At 61.5% G+C, this 26,812-nt stretch carries 27 protein-coding genes; 12 read left to right on the forward strand and 15 right to left on the reverse strand.

Going from position 1 to position 26,812, the window contains the following annotated elements; genetic code table 11:
* Positions 1-53: 53 nt before the first annotated feature.
* The 4 genes from rlmD to AACY19_RS17590 form a co-directional block, all read right to left on the reverse strand.
* On the reverse strand, positions 54-1,430 hold the full coding sequence (rlmD, locus tag AACY19_RS17575) for a 23S rRNA (uracil(1939)-C(5))-methyltransferase RlmD (RefSeq protein ID WP_339452305.1): 1,377 nt from the start codon (positions 1,428-1,430) through the stop codon (positions 54-56).
* Positions 1,430-2,332 (reverse strand): cysteine synthase CysM, encoded by a 903-nt coding sequence (gene cysM / locus AACY19_RS17580; protein ID WP_339452390.1) that lies wholly within the window; start codon positions 2,330-2,332, stop codon positions 1,430-1,432. The genes rlmD and cysM overlap by 1 nt, the downstream gene beginning before the upstream one ends.
* 252 nt (positions 2,333-2,584) lie before the next feature.
* A complete protein-coding gene (locus tag AACY19_RS17585; protein WP_339452307.1) occupies positions 2,585-4,009 on the reverse strand; it encodes a sensor histidine kinase in 1,425 nt (474 codons plus the stop codon).
* Positions 3,996-4,718 carry a response regulator transcription factor gene (locus tag AACY19_RS17590; protein ID WP_339452309.1) on the reverse strand — a complete coding sequence of 241 codons (723 nt, stop codon included), beginning with the start codon at positions 4,716-4,718 and terminating at the stop codon, positions 3,996-3,998. Before AACY19_RS17590 ends, AACY19_RS17585 begins: the two co-directional genes overlap by 14 nt.
* Before the next feature lie 209 nt (positions 4,719-4,927).
* Here AACY19_RS17590 and AACY19_RS17595 point away from each other — a divergent pair, with 209 nt between their 5' ends.
* A complete protein-coding gene (locus AACY19_RS17595) occupies positions 4,928-7,678 on the forward strand; it encodes a response regulator (protein ID WP_339452392.1) in 2,751 nt (916 codons plus the stop codon).
* A gap of 82 nt (positions 7,679-7,760) precedes the next feature.
* Entirely contained in the window at positions 7,761-8,750 is a 990-nt protein-coding gene (locus tag AACY19_RS17600) for a 2-hydroxyacid dehydrogenase (protein WP_339452311.1), read from the forward strand.
* Positions 8,751-8,753: 3 nt separating this feature from the next.
* Here the strand turns inward: AACY19_RS17600 and AACY19_RS17605 are convergent, their stop codons facing one another.
* Positions 8,754-9,230, reverse strand: coding sequence for a hypothetical protein (locus AACY19_RS17605; RefSeq protein WP_339452313.1), 477 nt, complete (start codon positions 9,228-9,230; stop codon positions 8,754-8,756).
* Between the two features lie 133 nt (positions 9,231-9,363).
* Between AACY19_RS17605 and AACY19_RS17610 the strand changes: the two genes are divergently transcribed.
* Positions 9,364-9,798 carry a hypothetical protein gene (locus tag AACY19_RS17610; protein ID WP_339452315.1) on the forward strand — a complete coding sequence of 145 codons (435 nt, stop codon included), beginning with the start codon at positions 9,364-9,366 and terminating at the stop codon, positions 9,796-9,798.
* Positions 9,798-10,202, forward strand: a complete 405-nt coding sequence (locus tag AACY19_RS17615) for an META domain-containing protein (protein ID WP_339452317.1) — start codon at positions 9,798-9,800, stop codon at positions 10,200-10,202. The genes AACY19_RS17610 and AACY19_RS17615 overlap by 1 nt, the downstream gene beginning before the upstream one ends.
* An 87-nt stretch (positions 10,203-10,289) precedes the next feature.
* On the opposite strand, the gene AACY19_RS17620 is transcribed toward AACY19_RS17615, so the two are convergent.
* Entirely contained in the window at positions 10,290-10,757 is a 468-nt protein-coding gene (locus tag AACY19_RS17620; RefSeq protein ID WP_339452319.1) for a TlpA disulfide reductase family protein, read from the reverse strand.
* 113 nt (positions 10,758-10,870) lie between these two features.
* On the opposite strand from AACY19_RS17620, the gene arsC reads away from it, so the two are divergent.
* From arsC to AACY19_RS17635, 3 genes are read left to right on the forward strand one after another with little or no spacing between them, the layout of a single operon-like run.
* A complete protein-coding gene (gene arsC / locus AACY19_RS17625) occupies positions 10,871-11,224 on the forward strand; it encodes an arsenate reductase (glutaredoxin) (protein ID WP_339452321.1) in 354 nt (117 codons plus the stop codon).
* Positions 11,221-11,817: an NAD(P)H:quinone oxidoreductase gene (wrbA, locus tag AACY19_RS17630; protein WP_339452323.1), complete on the forward strand. Its 597-nt coding sequence runs from the start codon at positions 11,221-11,223 to the stop codon at positions 11,815-11,817. The genes arsC and wrbA overlap by 4 nt, the downstream gene beginning before the upstream one ends.
* A 1-nt stretch (position 11,818) precedes the next feature.
* Entirely contained in the window at positions 11,819-12,244 is a 426-nt protein-coding gene (locus AACY19_RS17635; RefSeq protein WP_339452325.1) for a DUF2069 domain-containing protein, read from the forward strand.
* A gap of 114 nt (positions 12,245-12,358) precedes the next feature.
* Here the strand turns inward: AACY19_RS17635 and AACY19_RS17640 are convergent, their stop codons facing one another.
* Both AACY19_RS17640 and ttcA read right to left on the reverse strand, forming a co-directional pair.
* Positions 12,359-13,033, reverse strand: coding sequence for a DNA-3-methyladenine glycosylase I (locus AACY19_RS17640; RefSeq protein ID WP_339452327.1), 675 nt, complete (start codon positions 13,031-13,033; stop codon positions 12,359-12,361).
* A gap of 135 nt (positions 13,034-13,168) precedes the next feature.
* Entirely contained in the window at positions 13,169-13,993 is an 825-nt protein-coding gene (ttcA, locus tag AACY19_RS17645) for a tRNA 2-thiocytidine(32) synthetase TtcA (RefSeq protein WP_339452329.1), read from the reverse strand.
* A gap of 288 nt (positions 13,994-14,281) precedes the next feature.
* On the opposite strand from ttcA, the gene AACY19_RS17650 reads away from it, so the two are divergent.
* Together AACY19_RS17650 and AACY19_RS17655 are read left to right on the forward strand one after the other, a co-directional pair.
* A complete protein-coding gene (locus AACY19_RS17650) occupies positions 14,282-14,884 on the forward strand; it encodes a Yip1 family protein (protein WP_007917515.1) in 603 nt (200 codons plus the stop codon).
* A 140-nt stretch (positions 14,885-15,024) separates the two neighbouring features.
* Positions 15,025-15,519 (forward strand): SprT family zinc-dependent metalloprotease, encoded by a 495-nt coding sequence (locus AACY19_RS17655; RefSeq protein WP_339452333.1) that lies wholly within the window; start codon positions 15,025-15,027, stop codon positions 15,517-15,519.
* Positions 15,520-15,627: 108 nt separating this feature from the next.
* Here AACY19_RS17655 and AACY19_RS17660 read toward each other — a convergent pair whose 3' ends face one another.
* Together AACY19_RS17660 and AACY19_RS17665 are read right to left on the reverse strand one after the other, a co-directional pair.
* The gene (locus tag AACY19_RS17660) at positions 15,628-16,809 is read right to left on the reverse strand and encodes a CaiB/BaiF CoA transferase family protein (protein ID WP_339452335.1); all 1,182 of its coding nucleotides are present in this window, start codon (positions 16,807-16,809) and stop codon (positions 15,628-15,630) included.
* A gap of 145 nt (positions 16,810-16,954) precedes the next feature.
* The gene (locus tag AACY19_RS17665) at positions 16,955-18,289 is read right to left on the reverse strand and encodes a dicarboxylate/amino acid:cation symporter (RefSeq protein ID WP_339452337.1); all 1,335 of its coding nucleotides are present in this window, start codon (positions 18,287-18,289) and stop codon (positions 16,955-16,957) included.
* A 351-nt stretch (positions 18,290-18,640) separates the two neighbouring features.
* On the opposite strand from AACY19_RS17665, the gene AACY19_RS17670 reads away from it, so the two are divergent.
* The gene (locus AACY19_RS17670; RefSeq protein WP_339452339.1) at positions 18,641-19,639 is read left to right on the forward strand and encodes an AraC family transcriptional regulator; all 999 of its coding nucleotides are present in this window, start codon (positions 18,641-18,643) and stop codon (positions 19,637-19,639) included.
* 77 nt (positions 19,640-19,716) lie between these two features.
* Here AACY19_RS17670 and AACY19_RS17675 read toward each other — a convergent pair whose 3' ends face one another.
* The 3 genes from AACY19_RS17675 to AACY19_RS17685 all read right to left on the reverse strand — a co-directional run bounded on the left by AACY19_RS17675 (position 19,717) and on the right by AACY19_RS17685 (position 22,492).
* Positions 19,717-21,063 carry an ATP-binding protein gene (locus tag AACY19_RS17675; RefSeq protein WP_339452341.1) on the reverse strand — a complete coding sequence of 449 codons (1,347 nt, stop codon included), beginning with the start codon at positions 21,061-21,063 and terminating at the stop codon, positions 19,717-19,719.
* Positions 21,060-21,737 (reverse strand): response regulator transcription factor, encoded by a 678-nt coding sequence (locus AACY19_RS17680; protein ID WP_008079190.1) that lies wholly within the window; start codon positions 21,735-21,737, stop codon positions 21,060-21,062. The genes AACY19_RS17675 and AACY19_RS17680 overlap by 4 nt, the downstream gene beginning before the upstream one ends.
* Positions 21,738-21,886: 149 nt before the next feature.
* The gene (locus AACY19_RS17685; RefSeq protein WP_339452344.1) at positions 21,887-22,492 is read right to left on the reverse strand and encodes a hypothetical protein; all 606 of its coding nucleotides are present in this window, start codon (positions 22,490-22,492) and stop codon (positions 21,887-21,889) included.
* 142 nt (positions 22,493-22,634) lie between these two features.
* On the opposite strand from AACY19_RS17685, the gene AACY19_RS17690 reads away from it, so the two are divergent.
* Both AACY19_RS17690 and AACY19_RS17695 read left to right on the forward strand, forming a co-directional pair.
* Entirely contained in the window at positions 22,635-23,426 is a 792-nt protein-coding gene (locus tag AACY19_RS17690) for a dienelactone hydrolase family protein (RefSeq protein ID WP_339452346.1), read from the forward strand.
* A 148-nt stretch (positions 23,427-23,574) separates the two neighbouring features.
* Positions 23,575-24,300 (forward strand): 4'-phosphopantetheinyl transferase family protein, encoded by a 726-nt coding sequence (locus AACY19_RS17695; protein WP_339452348.1) that lies wholly within the window; start codon positions 23,575-23,577, stop codon positions 24,298-24,300.
* Between the two features lie 72 nt (positions 24,301-24,372).
* On the opposite strand, the gene AACY19_RS17700 is transcribed toward AACY19_RS17695, so the two are convergent.
* Positions 24,373-25,983 carry an ATP-binding protein gene (locus tag AACY19_RS17700; RefSeq protein WP_339452350.1) on the reverse strand — a complete coding sequence of 537 codons (1,611 nt, stop codon included), beginning with the start codon at positions 25,981-25,983 and terminating at the stop codon, positions 24,373-24,375.
* On the reverse strand, positions 25,980-26,702 hold the full coding sequence (locus AACY19_RS17705) for a response regulator (protein ID WP_339452352.1): 723 nt from the start codon (positions 26,700-26,702) through the stop codon (positions 25,980-25,982). The genes AACY19_RS17700 and AACY19_RS17705 overlap by 4 nt, the downstream gene beginning before the upstream one ends.
* Positions 26,703-26,812 lie beyond the last annotated feature (110 nt).

Genomic DNA, 26,812 nt, shown 5'->3' on the forward strand with positions numbered 1-26,812 from the left:
CCTTCGTTGCCCGCTTGCGCTCGTGGGGCTGGATCGAGCGCTGCACGGGCAGGTCAGGCGGATTCAGACGAGCCATCCTGGCTCGCTTCAAATAACGCCATGGCCTCGACATGTGCCGTCTGAGGAAACATATCGAGAATCCCGGCACGTTTTAACCGGTAGCCCTGCTTGATCAATTCCACCGTGTCGCGCGCCAGCGTGGCCGGATTGCACGACACATACACCAACCGTTTGGCACCCAGGGTCGCCAGCTTGCGTACCACCTCGAAAGCACCGTCTCGCGGTGGGTCCAAGAGTACCGCAGAAAAGCCGCTTCCGATCCACTGGGCATCGCTCAAAGGCTGGGATAAATCGGCTTGAAAAAACTTTGTGTTATGCAAATTGTTACTAGCGGCGTTCGCTTCGGCGCGCTCGACCATGGTCTGCACACCTTCCACCGCGACAACTTCACGCACGGCTTTGGCCAGCGGCAAAGCGAAGTTGCCCAGGCCGCAGAACAGATCCAGCACGCGCTCGTCGCTGCCCGGTTTCAGCCAGTCCAGCGCCTGCGCCACCATCGCTTCATTGACGCCGGCATTGACCTGGATGAAATCCCCTGGCCGGTAAGCCAGATCCAGACCCCACTGCTCCAGGCGATAGCCGAGCGACTGGCTGGCCTCCACCGGTTGCGGCTCGCCTTCACCATGCAGCCACAATTGCGCTTCATGGAACGCGCAGAAATCCTTGAGGATCGTCAGATCCGCTGCCGACAGCGGCGCCATGTGCCGCAGCAACACCGCCAGTGACGAGCCGCTGAACAACTCGACATGCCCCAGCGCCTGCGGCTTGCTCAAACGACGGAGCATCTCCGGCAAACGGGTCATGATCGGCTGCAAGGGCTGTACCAGCACCGGGCATTCGCTGATCGCGACGATGTCCTGGCTGCCGGCAGCGCGCAAACCGACTTCGAGTTTCTTCGCCTTCATGTCCCAGCGCACCGCAATCCGGGCACGACGGCGATAGCCGAATTCAGGACCGGTCAGCGGTGCTGCCCACTCTTCAGGTTCGACAGCGGCAACGCGCGACAATTGCTCGGCGAGCATGCGCTGTTTCAGGGCGAGTTGTTCGTCATGGGGCAGATGCTGAACGCTGCAACCGCCGCAACGACCGGCGTGCTGACACGGTGCCGGGCGGCGCAGTTCGCTGGTCTTGAACACACGCTCGGTGCGCGCCTCGACCACTTTGCCGCGAGCGCCGAGCACCCGCGCCTCGACCTCTTCACCGGCAAGGGCGCCGAGGACGAACCAGGTTTTGCCTTCGAAAAACGCGATACCGCGCCCGTCATTGGCCAGGCGCTCGATGCTCAAGCGCTGCTTTTTGCCGGTCGGGATTTGCGCGGCCTTGCTACCGCCGGTGGGCTGGAAGCGCAGGCCTCTCTCGTGCTTGGCCATCAGTTGGGCGCGTCGAAAATGCCGGTCGACAGGTATCGGTCGCCACGGTCGCAGATGATCGCGACGATCACCGCGTTTTCGACTTCCTTGGACAGGCGCAGCATCGCTGCCACCGCACCGCCCGAGGACACGCCACAGAAGATGCCTTCTTCACGGGCCAGACGACGGGTGACGTCCTCGGCTTCGCTTTGCGCCATGTCGACGATGCGATCAACGCGGTCGGCCTGATAAATCTTCGGCAGGTATTCCTGCGGCCAGCGGCGGATGCCGGGAATGGCCGAGCCTTCCATCGGTTGCAGGCCGACGATCTGCACGCTGTCGCTCTGCTCTTTCAGGTAGCGCGACACGCCCATGATGGTGCCGGTAGTGCCCATCGAACTGACGAAATGGGTGATGGTGCCCTGGGTCTGACGCCAGATTTCCGGGCCAGTGGTGGTGTAATGCGCTTCGGGATTGTCGCCGTTGGCGAACTGATCGAGCACCTTGCCACGGCCTTCGGCCTCCATGCGCTGCGCCAGATCGCGCGCGCCTTCCATGCCCTCTTCCTGACTGACCAGAATCAGCTCGGCGCCATAAGCGGTCATCGCCGCCTTGCGCTCGGCGCTGGAGTTGTCCGGCATGATCAGGATCATCTTGTAACCCTTGATCGCCGCAGCCATGGCCAGCGCAATGCCGGTGTTACCCGAGGTCGCTTCGATCAGCGTATCGCCGGCGTGGATCTGCCCACGCAATTCGGCACGGGTGATCATCGACAGTGCCGGGCGGTCCTTGACCGAACCCGCCGGGTTATTCCCTTCGAGCTTGAGCAATAGGGTGTTGCTGGTAGCACCGGGCAGGCGCTGCAAACGCACCAGCGGCGTGTTGCCGACGCAATCGGCGATGGTTGGGTACTGCAGGATCATGGCGTATTCGCAATCCAGACGTGCGGGGGCGCCTATCATACCGGCAAACCCGCGCAGGCCATATCACGCAAAGTGCGGTACTTATGGTTTATGGGAATAAGCAGCAAGAGTCTCACCACTGGTGAGACTTTTACGCTGGGTCATCTTGATTGGCGGTGTTGCGTATGGCCTCTTCGCGAGCAGGCTCGCTCCCACAGGGAGTAGTGTCATTCGCAGAATAGTGTCAGCAGTGATGACACTATTAACTGTTGTTCACACAATCTGCGCCGATCCGAGTTCCAAGGTGGGAGCGAGCCTGCTCGCGAAGGCGTCAGTCGGCGCAACACCATCATCCGCGACCAACCGCAAATTCAGCCGCAACCCCGCCCCGCCATTCTCCGCCCACAGACTCCCCCCCTGACGCTGCACGGCATTGCGCGCGATGCTCAACCCCAAACCAAATCCGCCATCACCGGGCCGCGAGCCATCCAGCCGAATGAATGGCGAAAAGATCCGCTCCAGATCACCTTCCGCTACGCCACCGCCCTGATCTTCCAGCCACAGATGCCAGTAATCGCCATCGCGCCGGCCATCGAGCCGCACCATCCCGCCCTGTGGCGAATGGCGAATGGCATTGCGCAAAATGTTCTCCAGTGCCTGCGCCAGGGTATTCAGATTGCCACGCACCCAGCACGACGCCTCCACCGAACACCGCAATTGCAGACTCGGCCAGCCGCTTTCATAACAGGCGTTGTCGGTGAGCATTTCCCACAGGGCCTGGATCTGAATCGCCTCATCCGGCAATGGCGTGCGGTCGGTGTCGAGCCAGGCCAGTTGCAGGGTGTCTTCGACCAGCCGTTGCATGCCGTCGACCTCGCGACCGATGCGCTCACGCAACTGCAACAGTTCCTGCTCGCTTTCGCTGGCCACGCGCAGTCGGCTCAGCGGTGTGCGCAATTCGTGGGACAGATCGCGCAGCAGTTGTTGTTGCAGGGCGACAGTCGATTGCAGGCGCTCGGACATCGAGTCGAAGGCCCGCGCCAGCTCGCCAAGTTCATCCGGGCGTTGAGTGATGCCGCTCGACAGGCGCACGTTCAACTGATCGGCGCGCCAAGCGTTGGCCTGTTCACGCAGGTTGTTCAGCGGCACCACCAGCAAGCGATAGAGGCCGACGCAGAGCAGCAAGGTAAACAGCCCGGGAATCACGCCATTGGTGATTACCCGCCAGAACACCCGGTATTTGCCCGGCAAGAAGCGCTCGGGCAGTTCGATCACCAGGCTGCCGGCAGACGACTCTTTGGGAAACGGTATGCGTAACCATGGCCGGCCTTTCGTGTGAATCGGCCAGTCGAGGCCGCGCAAGAACGTCAGGCGCTGGAGCTCCTGATCAGTCAGCGGATCACGGCCCAGCGACTGCAAGTTGCCGCCAATGACGCCCACCCAACTGGCCTCGCGCAATTCCATGCTCTGCAACCAGTCAGCGACCCCGTCACGCCCGCCCCGCTGCCAGGCGCGCTCGGCTTCACCGGCATATCGCGTCAAGGTGCCGCGCGCCTCGTCGGAGAGGAACTGATTGCGCTCCTCCATGTAACGACCCCATGACCAGCTCAACCAGATCATCAGCAGACAGAACGCCACCAGCAGACACGCCAGTTTCCAGAACAGCGAATGCCACCCCGGAAGCTCAGAGCGTTTCATCGGCGGCACTCAACACGTAACCCTTGCCCCACACTGTTCGCACTTCCCGCTCGGTGTAACCGATGGCCTTGAGTTTGCGCCGGATCTGGCTGATGTGCATGTCGAGGCTGCGATCATGGGCGGCGTAACCGCGCTGCAGCACATGCTGATAAAGGAAGGCCTTGCTCAGCACTTCTTCGCCATTGCGATTGAGGGTTTCCAGCAGGCGGAATTCGCTGCGCGTCAGCCCGGCAGGCTGTTCGCGAAAGAACACTTCGCACTGCCCGTCGTCGAAGCGCAACGTGCCCGTCTCCACAGGCTCGGCGAGCGCTGCAGGGCGACGATCAAGAGCGACCCGGCGCAGGATGGCTTCGATGCGCACATGCAGCTCGGCCATGCTGAAGGGCTTGGGCAAGTAATCATCGGCGCCCAGACGAAAGCCGCTGATGCGATCGGCTTCGGCGCCCAGGGCCGACATCAGCAACACCGGCGTCGAATGGCTCTGGCGCAATTGCGTCAGTACGTTCAAACCGTCCAGCCCCGGCAACAGAATGTCCATCAGCACCACGTCGAACGGCTGACGCCTGGCGATGTTCAGGCCTTCCTGGCCGTTCTGGCACCACGTCACCTGAAAACCGCTGCGGCCCAGATGTTCGTGCACATAGGCGCCGAGCACCGGGTCGTCTTCGATGGAAAGAATGCGTGGCTGGCCAGCGGAAACAGGAGTCATGAGTATCTGCAAGTAATTCTCAGTTGGGCGCAATTATTCAAGATTGTCGGGCACCGGGCAACTCAAGGTTCAGCGATCTGACCAACGAGCAGACCGATCAGCCACGCATTTTTCCGAAGATTGCCCGCGAGCAAATCGCTACACTGCGCCAATGTCGCGTGCCGGATGCACGCATGAGTCAACGGATCAGCGGGATGCAGGAGATAGGCGTGCTCAAGAAACTGGGAATCAAAGGTCGTGTGTTGTTGCTGACCTTGTTGCCGACCAGCCTGATGGCGCTGGTGCTGGGTGGCTATTTCACCTGGACGCAGCAGGCCGACTTGCAGACCCAATTGATGCAGCGCGGCGAGATGATTGCCGAGCAACTGGCCCCACTGGTGGCGCCCGCCATGGGCCACGGCAACACTGAATTGCTCGAACGCATCGCTACCCAATCCCTCGAACAGCCCGACATGCGCGCCGTCACTTTCCTCGCGCCGGATCGCTCGCCGCTGGCCCACGCCGGCCCGACCATGCTCAATGAGGCGCCGAGCGGTAACACTGCGCAACTGCAACGGCGCAGCGGCAATGACGCGACCCGCTATCTGATGCCGGTGTTCGGCAAGCACCGCAATCTGGCCGGCGAATTGATTCCGCAAGAGTCCGAGCGCTTGCTCGGCTGGGTCGAACTGGAGCTGTCGCACAACGGCATGTTGCTGCGCGGCTATCGCAGCCTGTTCGCCAGCCTGCTGCTGATCGCCGCCGGACTTGCCGGTGCCGCCCTGCTCGCCTTGCGCATGGGCCGCACGATCAACCGCCCGCTGGGCCAGATCAAGCAAGCCGTTGCGCAGCTCAAGGACGGCCACCTCGAAACCCGCCTGCCGCCACTTGGCAGTCAGGAACTGGATGAACTGGCGTCGGGCATCAACCGCATGGCCGGCACCCTGCAGAACGCCCGGGAAGAATTGCAGCACAGCGTCGATCAGGCCACCGAAGACGTGCGCCAGAACCTGGAAACCATCGAGATTCAGAACATCGAGCTGGATCTGGCGCGCAAAGAAGCGCTCGAAGCGAGCCGGATCAAATCCGAATTCCTCGCCAACATGAGCCACGAGATCCGCACGCCGCTCAACGGCATTCTCGGCTTCACTCATTTATTGCAGAAAAGCGAGCTGACCCCGCGCCAGCTCGACTATCTGGGCACCATCGAAAAATCCGCCGACAGCCTGCTCGGGATCATTAACGAGATTCTCGACTTCTCGAAGATCGAGGCCGGCAAACTGGTGCTCGACCATATTCCGTTCAACCTGCGCGATCTGTTGCAAGACACCCTGACCATCCTCGCCCCCGCCGCGCACGCCAAACAGCTTGAGCTGGTCAGTCTGGTGTATCGCGACACGCCGCTGTCGCTGGTCGGTGATCCGCTGCGCCTCAAACAGATCCTCACGAACCTGGTGAGCAACGCGATCAAATTCACCCGCGAGGGCACCATCGTCGCCCGGGCGATGCTGGAAGATGAACACGAAGACAGCGTGCAACTGCGTATCAGCATCCAGGACACCGGCATCGGCCTGTCGAGTCAGGACGTGCGCGCACTGTTCCAGGCGTTCAGTCAGGCGGATAACTCCTTGTCACGCCAACCCGGCGGTACCGGTCTGGGGCTGGTGATTTCCAAGCGCCTGATCGAGCAGATGGGCGGCGAAATCGGCGTCGAAAGCACGCCGGGCGAAGGCTCGGAATTCTGGATAAGCCTGAGCCTGCCGAAAACCCGCGACGATGCCGAAGACCTGCCGTCGCCCCCCCTGCTCGGACGCCGCGTGGCGGTGCTGGAGAACCACGAACTGGCGCGTCAGGCCTTGCAGCATCAACTGGAAGACTGCGGCCTCGACGTCACCACCTTCAACACCCTGGAGAGCCTGACCAATGGCGTGACCGGCGCCCACCAGACTGATCAGGCAATCGATCTGGCGGTGCTCGGCATCACCAGCAACGACATGCTTCCGGAGCGTTTGAACCAGCACATCTGGGACCTCGAACACCTCGGCTGCAAGGTGCTGGTGCTGTGCCCGACCACCGAGCAGACGCTGTTCCATCTGTCGGTGCCGAACCCACACAGCCAGTTGCAGGCCAAACCGGCATGCACACGCAAATTGCGCCGCGCGCTGTCGGATCTGGCCAACCCGCGCCAGCCGCGCAACGAGCCCGGCGAGCCGCTGTCGAGTCGCGCGCCGAAAGTGCTGTGTGTTGACGATAACCCGGCCAACCTGTTGCTGGTGCAGACCCTGCTCGAAGACATGGGCGCCAAGGTGCTTGCGGTTGAAAGTGGCTACGCGGCGGTAAAAGCGGTGCAGACCGAATCCTTCGACCTGGTGTTGATGGACGTGCAGATGCCGGGCATGGACGGTCGCCAGAGCACCGAAACCATTCGCCAATGGGAAAGCGAGCGGCATTGCACACCGCTACCGATCGTCGCGCTCACCGCGCACGCGATGGCCAACGAAAAACGCGCACTGCTGCAAAGCGGCATGGACGACTACCTGACCAAACCGATCAGCGAGCGGCAACTGGCGCAGGTGGTGCTCAAATGGACCGGCCTGGCCCTGCGTAACCAAGGGCCGGAGCGGGTCGACAGCGCCGCTGGCGGCAACGACCTGCCGGTGCTCGATCATGAGGAAGGTCTGCGCCTCGCCGCCGGCAAGGCGGATCTGGCGGCGGACATGCTGGCGATGCTGCTGGCCTCGCTGGAAGCCGATCGTGAAGCCATTCGCAATGCCCGCGACAGTCACGACCAAAACGCCTTGCTGGAACGGGTGCACCGCCTGCACGGTGCCACCCGTTACTGCGGTGTACCGCAGTTGCGCGCCGCCTGCCAGCGCAGCGAAACCCTGCTCAAGCAGGACGATCCGAAAGCGTCGATGGCTCTGGATGAACTGGAGCGAGCGATCAACCGTCTGGCTGCGCAAGCGCGGATCAGCGCCTGATCCACGGCAATACCGGGCATCGCGCGGGCGGCTAAAGTGGGTGCAGGTGATGCAACCCGCGTCGATGCTCCAGGAGGATTTCATGCGCACAATCGTTTTCAGCAGCCAGACCTACGACCGCGACAGTTTTCTCGCCGCCGATTGCCCGGCGGATCTCGAACTGCATTTTCAGCCGGCCCGGCTCAGCCTCGACACCGCGCCGCTGGCCGACGGCCACGAAGTGGTGTGTGCGTTCATCAATGATGACCTTGGCGCGGCAGTGCTTGAACGCCTGGCCGCTGGCGGCACACGCCTGATCGCCCTGCGCTCGGCGGGCTACAACCATGTTGATCTGTCCACGGCAAAACGCCTGGGACTGGCCGTCGTGCGCGTGCCGGCCTACTCGCCGCACGCCGTCGCCGAACACGCCGTGGCGCTGATCCTCGCTCTCAACCGGCGCTTGCACCGCGCCTACAACCGCACCCGTGAAGGCGATTTCAGCCTGCATGGCCTGACGGGTTTCGATCTGGTCGGCAAGACCGTCGGCATCGTCGGTACCGGACAGATCGGCGCGACCTTCGCGAAAATCATGCACGGGTTCGGCTGTGAGTTGCTGGCTTACGACCCTTTTCCAAATCCGGAAGTGCTGGCCCTGGGCGCACGTTATCTGAGCCTGCCGGCGCTGCTCGCGCAGTCGCGGATCATCAGCCTGCACTGCCCGCTCAATGAACAGAGCAAACACCTGATCAACCGGGACTCCCTGGCGCACATGCAGGCGGGCGCCATGCTGATCAATACCGGGCGCGGTGGACTGGTCGACACGCCGGCGCTGATCGAGGCCTTGAAGGACGGACAGCTCGGCTATCTGGGGCTGGATGTCTATGAAGAAGAGGCGCAGCTGTTTTTCGAGGATCGCTCCGACCTGCCTTTGCAGGACGACGTGCTGGCACGCTTGCTGACCTTTCCGAACGTGATCATCACCGCGCATCAGGCCTTCCTGACGCGCGAGGCACTGGGCGCGATTGCCGCGACCACCCTGCACAACATCACGACCTGGGCGGCAGGATCGCCGCAGAACCAGGTCGAGGGTTAAGCGTTATTTTGGCGAGAGCGAGGACGCCAGAATCAACAGCGCCAGCCAGCCAAAACCAAACAGCCGGGCCTTGGCCGAATAGCCGCTGCGCAGCAGGAACCAGACGAACACCATCGGCAACAGAAACACCATGATCTTCAGCCAGCCCTCCACCGGACGACTGCCGGCGACAGCGCTCGGTGGCTGAACCGGTTCCTCGACCTGCTGGCGCCGACGACGCCCCGCCGCTGCGGGCATCACTTTCGGCAGCGGTTCAGGTTCCGGAGCAAGGGCAACGGCCTCGGGAACGGCGCGGTTACGCGGCAGACTGCCGAACGAAATCGTCGATGCCTGAGCAGGACCGGGTACGACCTGCGCCTGGGCTTGTGGCGGGACTTGCGCGCGGGCTTGCTGCTCCGCCATCGGAGCACCGCAATGAATGCACGCCGGGGCTTCGGAGCTGATGCTCTTCTTGCATTCATAACATTCGATCAGCGCCATGTTCCGTTCCTTCAGAGTAGAGGCCGGCAGTTTGCCATGTGCGCAAGTCGATTTGAACCGGATCGAAGGTCGCAAGCGCGCATCATTCTGCAATCGAGCCCGTGCTAGCATGTCGCGCATATTTGGAGGACCCATGGTCGAACACGATTTCCGCTACACCCTGATGAACCCGCAACACACCCTCACCGAATGCCGCGCCCTCGTTCCTGGCCGCTATCAGGTTACCGGCAACGGTGGCTCGATCCGCATCGGTGACGTCCTGTTGGTCACCCTCAAAGGCAGCAAGGACTTGTCCATGCGCCTGAGCGTTGAAACCGTCCGCCACCTGATCAACCCGCCGGGCCAATGGACCGCGATGACCAAGGGCCCGGTGTTCGGTGAACTGGCGATCCACACCTGGCAGGTCAACTGCGACAGCTGCGCCAAAGAACTGAGCTTCGAGTTTGCGGTAGATGCCAAGCTCGGCAAGACCGCCGAAAAACCGGCAGCCACGGCGCGCATTGCCGAGCTGGGCTGGAAAGCCGTCGGCGGCAAGCACCTGTGCCCGAAATGCCAGGAGCCTGCGTGATGAAACGCCTTGCCCTGACCGCTCTGGTCGGTGCCGGCCTGGTAGGCTGCGCCGCGGAGCCTGTGCAACTGCAACAGAACCGCAGCTACATTCTGGAGTGGATCGGCGAACGCCCATTGATGGATTACAGCCACCTGACCATTACCCTTGGCGATGATGGCCGTGCCTACGGCAACGGTGGCTGCAACCATTGGTTCGCGCCATACACCCTCGAAGGTGACAAGATCAGCTTCGGCAAGATCGGCAAGACCCGCAAGCTCTGTGCACCCGCGCTGATGGAGCAGGAACAACGCTTCCTGCAGGCGCTGGAACATGTCCAGCGCTGGGACATCTCGCCAATCGAGCAGATGCGTTTCTGGCCAGCTGAAGGCAAGCCGCTGCGCTGGTGGCTGGAAGAGGGTTGAGTCTCAGGACCGCCAAGCCCTCACCCTGCCCCTCTCCCGACGATTGATCCGACGTTTCGGGAGGGCTGGGGTGAGGGGCTTTTGACGTTACTGGGTCGCCTGCAACGCCTCAAGCTTCGCCATCACCCCCGCCGCCGTCTGCTCGCCCATCAGTTGCTCACGCACTTTGCCCTTGTTGTCGATGATGTAAGTCACCGGCAGTGCCTCACTGCGCGGCACGTCAAACAGCTCCGCCGGATCTTGCGCCAGTACGGTGAACTTGATGCCGAGTTTTTCACTGGCCTCTTTCAGCTCCGCGCCCTGCACGTTATCGAAGTTAACCCCGAACACCCCGACATTCTTGCCCTTGAGCTCATCCGCCAAATGGTTGAGCTCAGGAATTTCCGTGCGGCACGGGCCACACCATTCTGCCCAGTAATTGAGCACCACCCATTGCTTGTCCAAACGTTCGGACGCAACTTTCTGCCCGTTCTGGTCAATGCCATAGTCGTTGCCGCAGCCCCCCAGCATCAACGCCCCGATCATCGTCAATGCCGCTGCCAATCGCCGTGTCATGTCTTGTTCCTTGTGAAAATTTGAATGCGCCTGCGACCCATCGCCTCCGAAGGTTCTGGATTGCGCGCTGCACAGTTAGAATAGCCGCCACTTTACGCCAGAAGCGACCCGACATGACCGATCTGACGCTTTATCACAATCCGCGCTGCTCGAAATCCCGCGGCGCGCTGGAACTTCTCGAAGCCCGCGGCCTGGCCCCAAACGTCGTGCGCTACCTCGAAACGCCGCTGAGCGCCGCGCAAATCAAGGCGCTGCTCGGCAAGCTCGGGATCAGCGCACGCCAACTGCTGCGCACCGCAGAAGATGAATACAAAATGCTTCAACTGGCTGACGAAAGTCTCAGCGAAGCGCAATTGATCGACGCCATCGCCCAACATCCGAAACTGATGGAGCGGCCGATTCTGGAGGTCGGCGACAAAGCCGTCATCGGTCGTCCGCCGGAAAATATTCTGGAGTTGTTGCCGTGAGCGCGCCGTACATTCTGGTGCTGTATTACAGCCGCAACGGCTCGACCCACGAGATGGCCCGGCAGATTGCCCGGGGTGTCGAGAAGGCCGGACTGGAAGCCCGCCTGCGCACTGTGCCGGCAATCTCCACCGAGTGCGAAGCGGTGGCCCCGGATATCCCGGACGAAGGCGCGCTGTATGCCACGCTCGATGACCTGAAGAACTGCGCCGGCCTGGCGCTGGGCAGTCCGACACGTTTCGGCAACATGGCAGCGCCGCTGAAATACTTCCTCGACGGCACCAGCAACCTGTGGCTGACCGGTGCCCTCGTCGGCAAACCGGCCGGGGTGTTCACTTCCACCGCCAGCCTGCACGGCGGCCAGGAAACCACGCTGCTGTCGATGATGCTGCCGCTGTTGCACCACGGCATGCTGATCACCGGTCTGCCGTACAGCGAGTCGGCGTTGCTGGAAACCCAGGGCGGCGGTACGCCTTACGGTGCCAGTCATCACGCCGGCGCAGACGGCAAAAAAGGCCTCGATCAGCACGAAGTGGCACTGTGCCGCGCGCTGGGTCTGCGGCTGGCGAATACCGCTCAGAAACTGGTGGGCTGAGATGGCGAAGAAGCCGAAGATTCTGCCCTCGGTCGAGTGGCTTGAGCCGAGGGTGAAGGCGATGCGGGTGCTCAGCCTGCTGAGTTTTTTTGCTCTTGCCGGTTTGCTGGCGGCCTACTACCTGCTGTTCGCCGACCTGCACGGTGCACGGCCGTGGGTGATTCTGCTGGTCGAGCTGATCCCGTGGATCATTCTCGCGCCGGCGATGATCATGGGCAGCGCACGCGGGCATTCGTGGATGTGTTTCGTGGTGAATCTGTACTTCATCAAAGGCGCACTGGCGGCGTATGACCCGAACCGGCAACTGTTCGGTGTGCTGGAGATGGTCGCGAGCCTGGCGGTGTTCTGCTCGGCGCTGCTGTATGTGCGCTGGCGGTATCAACTGAATCGCAGACTGGCCGGCGAGGGTGAGACTTCCGTCGCCTGACAGACCGCCATCGCTGGCAAGCCAGCTCCCACAGGGTCCGTGTTGAAACACAATATTGTGATCCATACAAAACCCTGTGGGAGCGGGCTTGCTCGCGAATGGGGCGACGCAGTCTTAATGATTCACTGTGTAGGCGAGCATCATCGAAATCTGGCTCATCGGCCGCCCACCGCTCTGTTCATGCCACTGATTGAAAGCGTCCTGCACAATCGCCAGATCACGCTGACTGGTTGGCACTTTGTCGACGATCTTCTGCGCATTCAGCGCCGCGACCACGTCGTAGCTCGGCACGAACGTATCCTTGCCGACCATGCGCAAAAAGCGCGGCGCCGACAGCCCGCCCAACTGATGACCATGCTTTTTCAGATAGGTCCACAGGCCGACGATATCGGTCACTGGCCAGTCGGCGATCAGCGCGCCGAAACTGCCCTTCTCCTTCTCGACATCAAGAATGAACTGCGCATTGCGCGGCACGCTCTTGAGCTTGCCGAGGTGGCGGATGATCCGCGCATCCTGCATCAGGCGCTCAAGGTGTTCGGCGCTCATCAGCACGACTTTTTCCGGGTCGAACTTGAAGAACACTTCTTCGAAGGCCGGCCACTTGGCGTCCACCAGGCTGTGCTTGAGGCCGGCGCGGAACACGCGCAGGGCCATGGTCGAGAGGTAACGGTCGTCGCTGATCTTGCGCAATTGCGCCGGGGTCTTGGGAACGGGCAGATGGGCTTCCAGTTCAGCCGCCGAACCGAAGCGGTTCAGACAGTATTCGTGCAGCCACTTGTAATCGCGCATGCCCTCTCCTATCGAATGAAGCGAAGAAACCAATGTGGGAGCGAGCCTGCTCGCGAAGTGGAAGTTTCAGTCAACAAATCAGTTGAATGACACACCGCTTTCGCGAGCAGGCTCGCTCCCACATTTGAATTGTGTTTACAGGTTGACGACGTTAACGAAGCGCGACGCGGCGGTCTCGTCGATCTTCAGGCTGGTGAAGTCGAACAGATTGCGGTCGGCCAGTTGCGAAGGCACCACGTTCTGCAGACTGCGGAAGATCGATTCGGTTCGGCCCGGCGTCTTGCGGTCCCACTCCTGAAGCATTTCCTTGACCACCTGACGCTGCAGGTTTTCCTGCGAACCGCAGAGGTTGCACGGGATGATCGGAAATTCCTTGAGGTCCGAATAGGCCTGGATGTCTTTTTCGTTGCAGTACGCCAGCGGGCGGATCACCACATTGCGGCCGTCGTCGGCGCGCAGCTTCGGCGGCATCGCCTTGAGGGTGCCGTTGAAGAACATGTTGAGGAAGAACGTCTCGACGATGTCATCGCGGTGGTGACCGAGGGCCATCTTCGTCGCGCCGATTTCATCAGCAAAGGTATACAGCGTGCCGCGACGCAGGCGCGAGCACAGCGAGCAAGTGGTCTTGCCTTCCGGAATCAGCTCCTTGACCACCGAGTAGGTGTCTTTCTCGACGATGTGGTACTCGACGCCCAGTTCTTTCAGGTAGGCCGGCAGCACGTGCTCGGGAAAGCCCGGCTGCTTCTGGTCCATGTTCACGGCGACGATCTCGAATTTGATCGGCGCAACCTTCTGCAGGTGCAGCAGCACGTCGAGCATGGTGTAGCTGTCCTTGCCGCCGGACAGGCAGACCATGACCTTGTCGCCATCTTCAATCATGTTGAAATCGGCGACCGCTTCGCCGGCCTGGCGGCGCAGGCGCTTTTGCAGTTTGTTCTGGTTGACCGTAAGAGTGCCCATGACGCGAAATCCGTGAGGTGTGACGAAAGGCCGGCATTTTACGCAAAAACCCCGGGGTTGTGGGCATAGGTTGTCGCCGCCCGCCGACTGCACCTGCACAGACCCCGAGGCGATTAAGCCCCGTGTTTACAGCGCGATTTGCTCTAAGCCCCTGATACCTGTGCGGGCAAGTCCTTTCTATACTGCAAATTAAGGTCGCACACATCTGAAGACCTGAATTTGCTCGGCCTCATTGGCCCGTAGGCGCTCCGCTGGGGGGCGATGGCAATAACAAGAGGAGTGACTGGCATGATCCATCACGTAGTGGGACTTTTTACCCACCCCGATCAGGAATGGAAGGAAATTCGTGGCGACCAAGAGGAAAGCATCAGCCACATGTACCTGACGCACACGCTGATTCTGGCGGCGATCCCCGCTGTCTCGGCGTTTATCGGCACCACTCAGGTTGGCTGGGTGATCGGCAACCGTGCGCCGGTGATGCTGACCGTCGAAAGCGCGATCTGGATGACGGTCATGTCGTATCTGGCGATGCTCGGCGGCGTTGCGGTGATGGGCGCGTTCGTGCACTGGATGGCGCGCACTTACGACGCCAACCCGAGTCTGGCGCGCTGCGTGGCATTTGCGACGTACACCGCGACACCGTTGTTCGTTGGCGGACTCGCGGCCCTGTATCCACACATGTGGCTGGGGATGATCGTCGGCACGGCCGCCATCTGCTACACGGTTTACCTGCTGTATGTGGGCTTGCCGACCTTCATGAATATTCCGTCGGATGAGGGTTTCCTGTTTTCCAGCTCGGTGCTGGCGGTGGGCCTGGTGGTGCTGGTGGCCATCATGGCGTTTACCGTGATTGTCTGGGGACTGGGCGTCGGGCCCGTGTACACCAACTGACTTCCCGAGAAAAACAACATCTGCCAATACAGGCCGCCGCAAGGCGGCCTTCTTGCAGGGAGCATGACCATTCGGCAGCTCGGCGATTCGCAAGCACACGGGGTTGCGGCATACTCGATGCCTCTGGAGACCCATCAAGCATGCCCGAGCAACTCAATACCCGCGTCGAAGACTGTTACCAACTCGCAGAATCCTTTTTCAAACGTTCCTTCCCACGCCCCGTCGTGAGCCTCAAGCTGCGCGGACAGAAAGCCGGGGTCGCGCATCTGCACGAGAACCTGCTGCGCTTCAACCCGCAGCTGTACCGGGAAAATGCCGAGCACTTCCTCAAGCAAACCGTGGCTCACGAAGTCGCGCACCTGATCGCCCATCAACTGTTTGGCGACCGCATCCAGCCTCACGGCGAAGAATGGCAACTGATCATGCGCGGCGTTTACGAACTGCCGCCGGATCGCTGCCACACCTATGCCGTGAAACGCCGCAGCGTGACGCGCTACATCTACAAGTGCCCGTGCGCCGACAGTGATTTTCCGTTCTCGGCGCAGCGCCACAGCCTGGTGCGGCAGGGGCGGCGGTATTTGTGTCGCCGATGCCGGAGCACGTTGGTGTTCAGTGGTGAGATGCGCGTCGAATAGTCAGTTTTTTATTGCCTGTTCTGGCCTCTTCGCGAGCAAGCTCGCTCCCACCCAGGAATGCAATCTCCTGTGGGAGCGAGCTTGCTCGCGAAAGGGTCGGTACAGGCACTAAAGAATCACTTTGGATGAACGCAATTCAGCAATCCGCTCAGCACTAAGCCCCAACTCCCCCAACACCTGATCCGTATGCTGCCCCAACACTGCCCCGACATGTCGCGGCGCCGGCAACGCTTCGGAAAACTTCAGCGGACAGGCCATCTGCGCCTGGGTCGAACCATCGCCACGCGGCACCTGCGTCACCAGCTCCCGAGCCTGCAACTGCGGATGGCTTACCGCTTCACCCAGACTCAACACCGGCTCCACACACGCATCGATCCCGGCAAACATTTCGCACAACTCGGCAAAGTCATGCTTCTCGAACTCGACCGTCAGCGCATATTTCAACGCCCGTTGCTGTTCAGGCCTGGGCGACAGACCCTGCGCTGCCAGCTCCGGCCGGCCCAGCGCCACACACAGTTGCTGCATGAACCCGGGTTCCAGACTGCCCACCGACATCCAGCGTCCATCGCGAGAGCGGTAATAGTCGTAAAAGCTGCCGCCATTGAGCATCTGGTCTTCCCAACCCGGCTCTTCGCCGCAGGCCAGATACCCCGCGCCAGACATGGCATTGAGGCTGAACGCGCAGTCGGTCATGCTCACATCCAGGTGCGTGCCCTGCCCTGTCTGCTGACGGGCAATCACTGCCGCGAGCAAGCCAATCACTCCGTGCAATGAACCTCCAGCGACATCCGCCACCTGCATGCCCAATGGCAACGGCCCGCTGTCGGCGCGACCGGTATGGCTGGCGAGCCCCGCCAGCGCCAGGTAGTTGATGTCATGCCCGGCGCGATCCTTGTACGGCCCGGTCTGGCCGTAGCCGGTGATCGACACGTAAATCAGCTTCGGGTTGATCGCCTTCAGCGCTGCATAACCCAACCCCAAACGCTCCATCACCCCAGGGCGGAACTGTTCAAGGACGATGTCGTAATCGGCCAGCAATTGCCTGACCACCTCCAGCGCCTCGGGCTGTTTCAGGTCCAGCGCCAGACTGCGCTTGTTGCGGTTCAGATAGGCGTGACTGGCCGAGACCCCGTCATCATGGGGCGGCAATACGCGCAGCAGATCCAGGCGCGTCGGCGATTCGATGCGCAGCACCTCGGCGCCCATGTCCGCCAGCAACAGCGAGGCGAACGGCCCCGGCAGCAGCGTCGAGAAATCGAGGATCTTCAGTGAGGCCAGCGGTGCAGACATGGGCGAACTCCTTGGGCGATGCTCTCAGCCTAGGCAGCGATACCACTAACGGCAATCACCGCAAGTGTCAGCAGGTGTGACCGTAATGCTCAAACAGCAGGCAAGAAAAAACCCGCCGAAGCGGGTTTTTTCATGCAGGCAATGCTTACTTCACACCGCTCGGGGTTGGGCCTTCAGCCACACCCAGGTCATCTTCTTCACGCTCGTCCGTGATACCACGACCGCCCGAGGCCAGCTCGGTTTGCAGTTGATCGGTATCCAGCTCCTTGACCCACTTGGCAACCACGATGGTCGCAACAGCGTTACCGACCAGGTTGGTCAGTGCGCGGGCTTCGGACATGAAGCGGTCGATACCGAGGATCAGCGCCAGACCGGCCACCGGCAGGTGACCTACTGCCGACAGCGTGGCAGCCAGTACGATGAAGCCCGAACCGGTCACGCCAGCCGCGCCTTTGGAGGACAGCAGCAATACCAGCAGCAGGGTGATCTGGTGGGTGATGTCCATGTGGGTGTCGGTCGCCTGAGCGATGAACACGGCCGCCATGGTCAGGTAGATCGAAGTACCGTCGAGGTTGAACGAGTAACCGGTCGGGATTACCAGACCCACTACCGATTTCTTCGCGCCCAGACGCTCCATCTTGATCAGCATGCGAGGCAATGCCGATTCCGACGAGGACGTACCCAATACGATCAGCAGTTCTTCACGGATGTAACGCACCAGCTTGAGCACGCTGAAACCGTGAGCACGGCAGATCGCACCCAGCACCACCACGACGAACAGCACGCAGGTGATGTAGAAGCAGATCATCAGTTGACCCAACTGCACCAGCGAGCCGACACCGTAGGCGCCGATGGTGAAGGCCATGGCACCAAACGCACCCAGTGGCGCCAGCTTCATGATCATGTTGATGATGTTGAACATCACGTGAGCGAAGCGATCGATCAGGTCCAGCAGCGGACGGCCATACGAGCCGAGGCGATGCAGGGCGTAACCGAAGATCACCGAGAACATCAGCACTTGCAGGATGTCACCGGTGGCGAACGCACCGACGATGGTGTTCGGGATCACATTGAGGAGGAAGCCGACAATGCTCTGGTCTTTACTGGCCGTCACATAAGTGGCGATTTTCGAGGCGTCCAGAGTGGTGACGTCGATGTGCATGCCGGCGCCCGGTTGCACAACGTTGACCACGACCAGACCGATCAGCAGGGCAATGGTCGAAACGATTTCGAAGTACAGCAGCGCATAGCCGCCGGTCTTGCCCACGGATTTCATGTTCTGCATGCCGGCGATGCCGCTGACAACGGTACAGAAGATGATCGGCGCGATGACCATTTTGATCAGTTTGATGAAGCCGTCACCCAGCGGCTTGAGGGCCACACCGGTCTGAGGGTAGAAGTGACCAAGCAGGATGCCGATGGCGATGGCAACGATCACCTGGAAATACAGGGATTTGTACAGTGGCTGACGAGTCGTCATTGCAGATTTCCTCAAGCGTCCCGCGTAGCAACATCCATCTGTTGGCCGCGAAACCTTAATTGCGAACCCTCCTGCACTGGAGGGATTTGTTGTTGGAGCAGCGTTTTTCCATGAGGTGAAACGCACGCTTCTGTGGCTTGTATGGCAAACGTCGTGCCACTTTGGTGCGACAGGCAGCAAGCCTTTTGATATCAGGGTTTTCGGGGGAATGGATGCCACCATCCCCGCGCGCAGGCTTGGCGGATTTCCGCCACCTCGCCGCTTCTCGTCCTACAATTTGGCGGAAATCCGCCTTGTTGCCCCGCGCCGTCCCCAGCTACCATCCGGCGCCTGAGGAAGGATCTGCCGCTTATGCGCGAACGCACCATTGCCAGTCATTTCGCCCGTGCCGCCCTGGGGGGCGCGCGGCGCGCGGGGTTCGACTACACGGAGCTGTTGCAGCAACTGGGCATCAGCCCCGAATTGCTCGACGAGCCACGCGCGCGGCTTGCTCCGGAACAGTTCACCCGGTTGATCCAGGGCCTGTGGCTGGCGCTGGACGACGAGTACCTGGGTTTCGGCAGCGGGCCGAGCAAAACCGGCAGCTTCGCCATGATGTGCCACGCCTCGATTCACTGCCGCAATCTGGAGAAGGCTCTGCAACGCGGCCTGTTGTTTTACAGCCTGTTCCCCGACGCCCCGCGCCTGAGCCTGCGCCGCGAAAACGAATGGGTGCGCCTGAGCCTCGATGATTCGTCATGGTGGGACCCGGATCACTTTCTCAGCGAAAGCCTGCTGGTGATCTGGCACCGTTTGGGCAGTTGGCTGATCGGCCAGCGCATCCGTCTCGAGCAGGCGACGTTCAGCTATGCCAGACCGGGCCACGGCGCCGAATACGATCTGCTGTTCCCCTGCCCTCTGACCTTCGGCACCGAGCAGAGCAGCCTGCTGTTTCACAGTCGCTACCTGAACATGCCGTTGTTGCAGGACGAGCGCACCCTCAAACACTTCCTCGAACGCTCCCCCGCCGACCTGCTCTCACGCCCGGATGACGGCGATAGCCTGAGCAGCCGTTTGCGCCGCTTGCTCAGTCGGGACACAGCGCGCTGGCCGGATCTGGACGCCGTGGCGGCGCACCTGCACATCAGCCCGCAGACCCTGCGCCGGCATCTGCGCGAGGAAGGCACCAGTTTTCAGGAGTTGAAGGATCAGTTGCGGCGGGATATCGCCATTTATCATTTGGGACGGGCGGATCTGTCGTTGCAACAGATTGCCGAGCAGTTAGGGTTTTCCGAACCGTCCGCGTTTCATCGGGCGTTCAAGAAGTGGACGGGGCTGACGCCAGGGGCTTATCGGGCGCAGGAGCATTGAAGTAATCCCTGAGTCCTGCGGTGAATTCACTCGGCCCATCGCTGGCTTGCCAGCGACTGGGCCGGCAAGGCCGGCGTCTAAACCGCCGGAAAATGAATCCTGAACGCCGCCCCGCCCATCGGCGAATCACCCAGCATCAGCTTGGCGTTGTAGCTTTCGATGATGTCCTTGACCACCGCCAACCCGATCCCCTGCCCCGGATGCTGCCGATCCAGTCGCTCGCCGCGCTCCAGAATCCGCGCCCGCTGATCCGGCGGAACGCCCGGGCCGTCGTCCTCGACGCACAACTCCACCCCGGCCAGGGCCTCGCGCACGCTGATGCGCACTTCGCCCAGACACAGGCGATACGCGTTCTCCAGCAAGTTGCCCATCATTTCCAGCAAAGCACCGTGCTCAATGGGCACGTAACAGTGCTCCGGCAGATCGAATGCCACGCGCACGTGTTTGTCGCGATAGACCTTGTCCAGCGTGTCGCACAGGCTTTTGAGTACCGGTTGCAGCCGCACCTGATGGCGCACCAGACCGCTTTTGCGCAGGCTGGCCCGCTGCAGTTGGTAGCCGATCTGCTGGCTCATGCGCTCGATCTGGCTTTGCAGCACCCAGGCCTGATCGCGATCTGCCGGGCGCTGGGCCATGTCTTCACTGACGCCTTGCAGCACCGCCAACGGGGTTTTCAGGCTGTGTGCGAGGTCATCGAGGGAGTCGCGATAACGGCTGCGTTGCTGCCGCTCGCTGAGCAACAAGCGGTTGAGCGAACCGGTCAGGCGCAGCAGTTCGCGCGGGTGTTGTTCGGTGAGGCTTTCGCGGGTGCCGCTTTCGATCTCGTCGAGTTCCTGGCTAAGCCGGCGCAAGGCCTTGAGGCCCCAGGTCAGGCCGATCCACAACAGCGCCAGGAGCACCAGCAACGCTGCACCGAAACCGAGGTAGAGATTTTCCCGCAGGCCTTCGAGGGTGCTTTCGTATTCGCGCACCGGTTGCAGGGCGACGATGCTGAACGCCGCACTTTTGCCGCCGAGCAGTTTGACTTCAACGTCGTAAACGAAGAATTCCTGGCCGTTGGACTCACGAATCCGCGCGAACTCGTTGCCGAGGCCGTCATAGCGCGGCGTGTAGTTGATGTGCTCTTCCTGGGTGGATTTCGAGCGCCAGACCAGATGCCCGTCGCGGTCGTAGATGTAACCGAGCAAACGGAAGTCGGCGAGATTGAAGCGCTCATCCGGCAACTGCATCGGCATCACCAGGCGGCCACCCTCAACGCGTGCGGCGGAGATCAGCGTGGTGACATCCGAAGCCAGCCGCTGCTCGATCGAGTCCTGCAACGCAAGGCTGAACGCGCCCTGCATCGCCGGGAGCAAGGCAAGCATGAACAACACCGCCAGCGTGGTGGCGGCGAGCATCAGCCTTACGCGAAGCGAACGGATCAAGTGCAGCGCTCATTGAACAGGTAGCCGAGGCCGCGCACGGTGTCGATGGGCTTGAACCCCGCCGGGCCTTCGAGCTTGCGGCGCAGGCGCCCGACCAGCACTTCGATCACGTTCGGATCGCGCTCGTCGTCGTCCGGGTACAGTTGCTCCATCAAGCGGTCCTTGGGCACCACTTGCTGGTGATGGCGCATCAGGTATTCGAGGATGCGGTATTCGTAGGCGGTCAGCGCCAGCGGTTGCTCATCGAGGGTTGCCTGTTTGCGGTTCAGATCGAGCAGCAACGGGCCGGCGACGATGGTCGACTGGGTGAAGCCACTGGAGCGGCGCAGCAGGGCATTCAGGCGCGCGTCAAGCTCTTCGAACTGGAACGGCTTGACCACGTAGTCATCAGCGCCGGCGGCGAGGCCCTCGACCTTGTCCTGCCAGTTGCCGCGCGCGGTAAGGATCAGGATCGGGAAGGTCTTGCCGCCCGAGCGCAACTGACGGATCAGGTCCAGGCCGCCCATGCCCGGCAGGCCGAGGTCGATCACCGCCAGGTCAAAATTGAACTGCCCGGTCTGGTACAGCGCCTCTTCGGCATTGGCCACTGACTCGACCACATGACCGCTCTCCGTGAGGCGGGTTTGCAGGTGATGGCGCAACAGCGCTTCATCTTCAACGACCAACAGTTTCATGACCTTCTCCTAATCACTTGAAATCTCCACAACCACCTGTGGGAGCGAGCTTGCTCGCGAAGGCGGTTATTCAGTCAACGATGATGTTGAATGAACCGTCGCTTTCGCGAGCAAGCTCGCCCCCTCAGGGTTCCAAGGCGATTCGCTCCTTAGAAATTGTAGTTGGCCGACAGGTAAGTCTGGGCGCTGCTGGTCAAATCCAGCGAGCCTTGCTTGCTGCCGCCGCGCTCGCTCATCTCGGTGCTGGCGTTGCTGCGCAGGTAACGGTAACCGAGTTCGACCGAGGTGTTTTGCGATACTTTCTGCAACACACCGAACTGGCCGCCGACGGCATAACCGATATCACTGTCGCGGCTGTAGCTCGGCGAATTCTGGGTCAGTTTGGTCAGACCGGCCGTGGCACCACCGAACAATTTGGTGCTGCCGCCCACCGGGTAGAACAGATCGTAGCTGCCCAGCAGGTTTTCCTGACGCAGTTTAATGCCATTGTGCGAGCCCGACACGTTGTCGTAGGTGGCGTAGTAGCGACCCTGACTGTTTTGCTGACCGACGCGCACGCCGTAGGTGTTATTGCCGTCGATGGCAGCCGTGGCGTCCGGGTGGCCGAGGTTGTCGTTCAGCGCGTTGGACTTTTTGATCTTGTCGCTGGTCTGGCCGAAAGTCAGGCCGGCGAAGTTCGAAGTGGTGTCGGCGTGGGCAGCGATACTGGCGGTCATTACGGTCATTGCCAGCAGCAGTTTATTCAAGCGGTTCATGGTGTTTCCTCTTTCACAGTGCTGTTTGGGTATGGCGCAAGATTACTGACCAGCCCCTGTACCGCCCCTGAACACTCTCTGAACCTGCGCTGAACCAGATCGACTAGGCTCAACTGACCACTTCGTTTAGGAGAGTTCAACCATGCGCCTGTTCCTCGCCCTCACTTTGCTGGCTCTCAGCAGCCTCACCCAGGCTGCGATCAAGACCGAAGAAATCCCCTACCTGAGCGCCGACGGCACCCGGCTGATCGGTTACTACGCCTATGACGATGCGATCAAGGGCAAGCGCCCGGGCATCGTCGTCGTGCATGAATGGTGGGGCCTGAACGATTACGCCAAGCGCCGTGCCCGCGACCTTGCCAGCCTTGGCTACAGCGCCTTGGCGATTGATATGTACGGTGAAGGCAAGAACACCGAGCACCCGAAAGATGCGATGGCGTTCATGCAGGCAGCGACGGCGGACGCCGCGGCTTCGAGCAAACGTTTCGACGCCGGGCTGAACGTACTGAAGAAACAGCCACAGACTGACGCCAACAAAATCGCCGCTATCGGCTACTGCTTTGGCGGCGGCGTGGTGCTGAACGCGGCACGCCGAGGCGAACCACTGGCGGGCGTGGTGAGTTTCCACGGTGCGCTGGCCACCAAGACACCGGCCACCCCCGGCAGCGTGAAGGCAAAGATTCTGGTGGAGCATGGCGCGCTCGACAGCATGGTCACCCCGGACAATGTCACCGCGTTCAAATCGGAAATGGACAAGGCCGGGGCTGACTACACGTTCGTCAGCCTGGAGGGCGCCAAGCATGGTTTCACCAATCCGGATGCCGATCGCCTGAGCCATGGTGAACACGGTGGCCCGGACATTGGCTACAACAAAGCGGCGGATGAAAAATCCTGGGCGGACATGAAAGCGTTCTTCCAGAAAATCTTTGGTTGATCAGCACAATCGCGTCGCGGCCTTCGCGAGCAGGCTCGCTCCCACAGGGGATCTACTGGGCGGCAGAGATCCGGTGTGTGCGAGCCTGCTCGCGAAAGCATCACCGCCAATCTCGACCTTGCCTCGACTAACCGGCAAAATGCCCGCCATGAATCTCACCCACACCCTCCCCGCCTGCTGCACCCCGCTCGACAGCCACTGGCCGTTGCCGACGGTGTTGCCCGACACCGTGCTACTCAGCACCCGCTTCGACCCGGCACAACTGCTCGGCGATGATTTTCAGCGCAGCGCCGTGGTGCCGCCGCCGAGCATTCAACGCTCCGTGGCCAAGCGTCAGGCCGAGTTTCTGGCGGGCCGGATCTGCGCCCGTGCGGCGTTGCAGCAGCTCGAAGGCAGCAGCGTCGTACCGGCAATTGGCGAAGACCGCGCACCGGTGTGGCCGGCGCATATCTGCGGCTCGATCACCCACAGCACCGGGCACGCGGCGGCGATTGTCGCCAACAAGCAACACTGGCGCGGTTTGGGTATGGATCTGGAAAACCTGTTGAGCAGCGAGCGCGCCGAGCGCTTGGCCGGGGAAATCCTCACGCCGGCGGAAATGCAGCGAATGGCCGCCGGTTCACGGGATCAGCTGGCGTTGTGGGTGACGCTGACGTTTTCCGTGAAGGAAAGTCTGTTCAAGGCGCTGTACCCGATCGTGCAGCAGCGCTTTTATTTCGAGCATGCTGAAGTGCTGGAGTGGACCGAAGCCGGTCAAGTGCGCCTGCGGTTGCTGACGGATCTGTCGAGCGAATGGTGCAACGGTACTGAACTGGAAGCGCAGTTCAGCGTGCGGGATGGGCAGTTGTTGAGTCTGGTCAGCATTCAAGCCTGAAATCTTTAGCGCCTGTCAGGACCTCATCGCTGGCAAGCCAGCGATGGGGGCCAGCACAATCAGCGCGACTACTTAGCGGCGCTCCTGATTCCTCGGCCAACTCAGGCTGAAACACGCCCCACCCAGGCTCTTGCTCTTGCCAATGATCGCCCGGCCGTCATGCCAGTGGATGATCCGCCGCACAATCGACAACCCCAGACCATGCCCGCCGGAAGCCCGGGTGCGGCTGTCATCCAGGCGCAGAAACGGCGTAAAAATCCGCTCCCACGCCACTTCCGGCACACCCGGGCCGTCATCCTCGACATCCACCCGACAGCGCAATTGCCCGACCTGATAACTCACCGTCACTTTCGAACGGGCGTGGCGCATGGCGTTGCTCACTAGGTTCTGCAACGCCCGATGCAGAAAGCGCGGTTCGGCTTCCACCCAGGCGTCATCGTTATCCGCGGCGGACAGGCACAGGCCGCGCTGCACGGTGACCTCGGCGCGCAGCGGCGCCAGCTCCTCGATCACCTGATTGACCAGTGCATCGAGATCAATGCGCTGAAAGGTCAGCGCCGGCGAGCCTTGCTCCAGTCGCGCGTAGGTGAGCATTTCATCGACCAGCTTATCGAGGTCCTCGATATCGTGATCCATGCCTTCGCGGTACTTTTCCAGGGCTTGCGGGGTGGTCGCCGAGCCGATCATCTCCAGGCCGAAACGCAGGCGCGCCACCGGCGTGCGCAATTCGTGAGACACCGCGCGCACCAGTTCACGCTGAATCGCCAGCAACTGTTGCAGGTGTTCAGCCATGCCGTTGAACGCCGCCGCCAGACGCCCGACCGAGTCGGCACCGCGCGCCGGCACGCGGGTTTCCAGACTGCCCTTGGCGATGCGCGTGGCGGCCGCTTCAAGGCCGCGTAGACGGCGTTCGAGCTGGCGCACCAGCAGATAAACAATCAGGCCGATCAAGGTCAGGCCGAGTGCAGCGATCAGCACCAGCCACTCCGGCGGGTACGGATTCATCTGGTACAGCGGGCCGATTTCCAGCACCCACGGCGTACCGACCATGCCGGCAAACACGCGAATCGAATCGCCGCCCTTGCCCAGCGCCATCACTGTATCGCCCTCGGCCACGCGACGGCTCTGGTCTTCGTCCATGTCGGCGTCATTTACCGTGACCAGGCGCAGATCGAAGCCGAAGCCCTTCTCTTCCTTTATCTGCGCCAGTCGTTTCGGCTGCTCGCCCACGGGCACGCGCACCAGTTCATCGGCCAACAGATAAATAGTCGCCCGGGCGAGCTGTTCGCTGATCTGCTGCACTTCGCCGGTGAGCACCCACTGTTCCTTGTCGCTGACCAGCCGGTAAACCTTCGCCGCGTGCGGCCCGGTCTGCTCGACCAACGCCTGGCCGCGCTGCAGACGGGTACGCTGGGAGAGGTCGAGACCGGTGTCGGCAACCTTTTTCAGCGCCAGCGGAATACCCAGCAAACGCTCCCACACCAGCAGCGCGCGATGCCGCTCGGTCTCGTTCATGGGGATCAGGTTGTCGGCCATCAATGAAAACGTGCCGTGGGCGAGGCGCTCGCGATACTGCTCGCTGCGCACCTGATTAAGCAGGTTCAATGCCAGCACGCCAAGCACCGCCACCAGAATCAGCGCAGCGCACATGCCGCCGTAGATGCGCAGGAAAATCGAGTTCACAGCGCCAGGTCTGCGCAGGCTTCAGGGACGAACAGGTAGCCTTTGCTGCGAATGGTCTTGATCAGGCGCGGGTGGTCCGGGTCGTCACCGATTTTCGGGCGGATGCGCGAAATACGCACGTCGATGGAGCGGTCCTGGCCGTCGTAGCCGATGCCGCGTAGGGCGGTGAAAATCTCTTCGCGGGACAGGATGCGTCCGGCGTTGGACACCAGCAGCCAGAGCAGATCGAATTCGGCGCTGGTCAGCTCGATGCCGTTATCGCTCAGCCACGCTTCGCGCAACGCGTTGTCGACCACCAGCGGACCGAATTGCAGGCGACGGCTTTTTTCCACACTCGGCTCAAGCGCGTCACTGCGTCGCAGCAATGCCTGGATTCGCGCCAGTAACAATCGCGGGCGCACCGGTTTACACACGTAATCATCGGCACCGAGGTCGAGCCCCTGGATCTGGTCGGCATCATCCGTGCGCGCCGTGAGCATGAGAATCGGCCCGTCATAGCGGTCACGCACCTTGCGACAGATACTCAAGCCATCCTCACCGGGCAGCATCAGGTCGAGGATCACCAGATCGGGCTGCTCGCTGATGATCCGCGCCGCCGCCAGCGCACCGTTGCCTTCTATTTCCACCCGCAGTCCATTGGCTTGCAGATAATCGCGGGTCAATTCGGCCAATCGCTGGTCGTCCTCGACGATCAATACCTGCCAGGCTTGTTGCTCCACCGGTGACCTCTGCTTTCTATTGTTATTAATAAAAGAGGAACGTCTGACTCGACACCATTTCTTGTGGGAGCGAGCCTGCTCGCGAAGGCGTCGTACAAGCCAGCATCTGA

Source organism: Pseudomonas sp. EA_5y_Pfl2_R50 (genome assembly GCF_963970475.1).
GTDB lineage: Bacteria > Pseudomonadota > Gammaproteobacteria > Pseudomonadales > Pseudomonadaceae > Aquipseudomonas.

Coding starts and splice junctions, on each gene's coding strand:
- AACY19_RS17655 (WP_339452333.1), top strand. CDS start 15,025: ATGCCCGAGCAACTCAATACCCGCGTCGAAGACTGTTACCAACTCGCA.
- AACY19_RS17685 (WP_339452344.1), bottom strand. CDS start 22,492: ATGAACCGCTTGAATAAACTGCTGCTGGCAATGACCGTAATGACCGCC.
- rlmD (WP_339452305.1), bottom strand. CDS start 1,430: ATGGCCAAGCACGAGAGAGGCCTGCGCTTCCAGCCCACCGGCGGTAGC.
- cysM (WP_339452390.1), bottom strand. CDS start 2,332: ATGATCCTGCAGTACCCAACCATCGCCGATTGCGTCGGCAACACGCCG.
- AACY19_RS17690 (WP_339452346.1), top strand. CDS start 22,635: ATGCGCCTGTTCCTCGCCCTCACTTTGCTGGCTCTCAGCAGCCTCACC.
- AACY19_RS17635 (WP_339452325.1), top strand. CDS start 11,819: ATGGCGAAGAAGCCGAAGATTCTGCCCTCGGTCGAGTGGCTTGAGCCG.
- AACY19_RS17650 (WP_007917515.1), top strand. CDS start 14,282: ATGATCCATCACGTAGTGGGACTTTTTACCCACCCCGATCAGGAATGG.
- AACY19_RS17600 (WP_339452311.1), top strand. CDS start 7,761: ATGCGCACAATCGTTTTCAGCAGCCAGACCTACGACCGCGACAGTTTT.
- AACY19_RS17665 (WP_339452337.1), bottom strand. CDS start 18,289: ATGACGACTCGTCAGCCACTGTACAAATCCCTGTATTTCCAGGTGATC.
- AACY19_RS17640 (WP_339452327.1), bottom strand. CDS start 13,033: ATGCGCGATTACAAGTGGCTGCACGAATACTGTCTGAACCGCTTCGGT.
- AACY19_RS17585 (WP_339452307.1), bottom strand. CDS start 4,009: ATGAAACGCTCTGAGCTTCCGGGGTGGCATTCGCTGTTCTGGAAACTG.
- AACY19_RS17605 (WP_339452313.1), bottom strand. CDS start 9,230: ATGGCGCTGATCGAATGTTATGAATGCAAGAAGAGCATCAGCTCCGAA.
- AACY19_RS17620 (WP_339452319.1), bottom strand. CDS start 10,757: ATGACACGGCGATTGGCAGCGGCATTGACGATGATCGGGGCGTTGATG.
- AACY19_RS17695 (WP_339452348.1), top strand. CDS start 23,575: ATGAATCTCACCCACACCCTCCCCGCCTGCTGCACCCCGCTCGACAGC.
- AACY19_RS17590 (WP_339452309.1), bottom strand. CDS start 4,718: ATGACTCCTGTTTCCGCTGGCCAGCCACGCATTCTTTCCATCGAAGAC.
- ttcA (WP_339452329.1), bottom strand. CDS start 13,993: ATGGGCACTCTTACGGTCAACCAGAACAAACTGCAAAAGCGCCTGCGC.
- AACY19_RS17610 (WP_339452315.1), top strand. CDS start 9,364: ATGGTCGAACACGATTTCCGCTACACCCTGATGAACCCGCAACACACC.
- arsC (WP_339452321.1), top strand. CDS start 10,871: ATGACCGATCTGACGCTTTATCACAATCCGCGCTGCTCGAAATCCCGC.
- AACY19_RS17615 (WP_339452317.1), top strand. CDS start 9,798: ATGAAACGCCTTGCCCTGACCGCTCTGGTCGGTGCCGGCCTGGTAGGC.
- AACY19_RS17680 (WP_008079190.1), bottom strand. CDS start 21,737: ATGAAACTGTTGGTCGTTGAAGATGAAGCGCTGTTGCGCCATCACCTG.
- AACY19_RS17670 (WP_339452339.1), top strand. CDS start 18,641: ATGCGCGAACGCACCATTGCCAGTCATTTCGCCCGTGCCGCCCTGGGG.
- AACY19_RS17660 (WP_339452335.1), bottom strand. CDS start 16,809: ATGTCTGCACCGCTGGCCTCACTGAAGATCCTCGATTTCTCGACGCTG.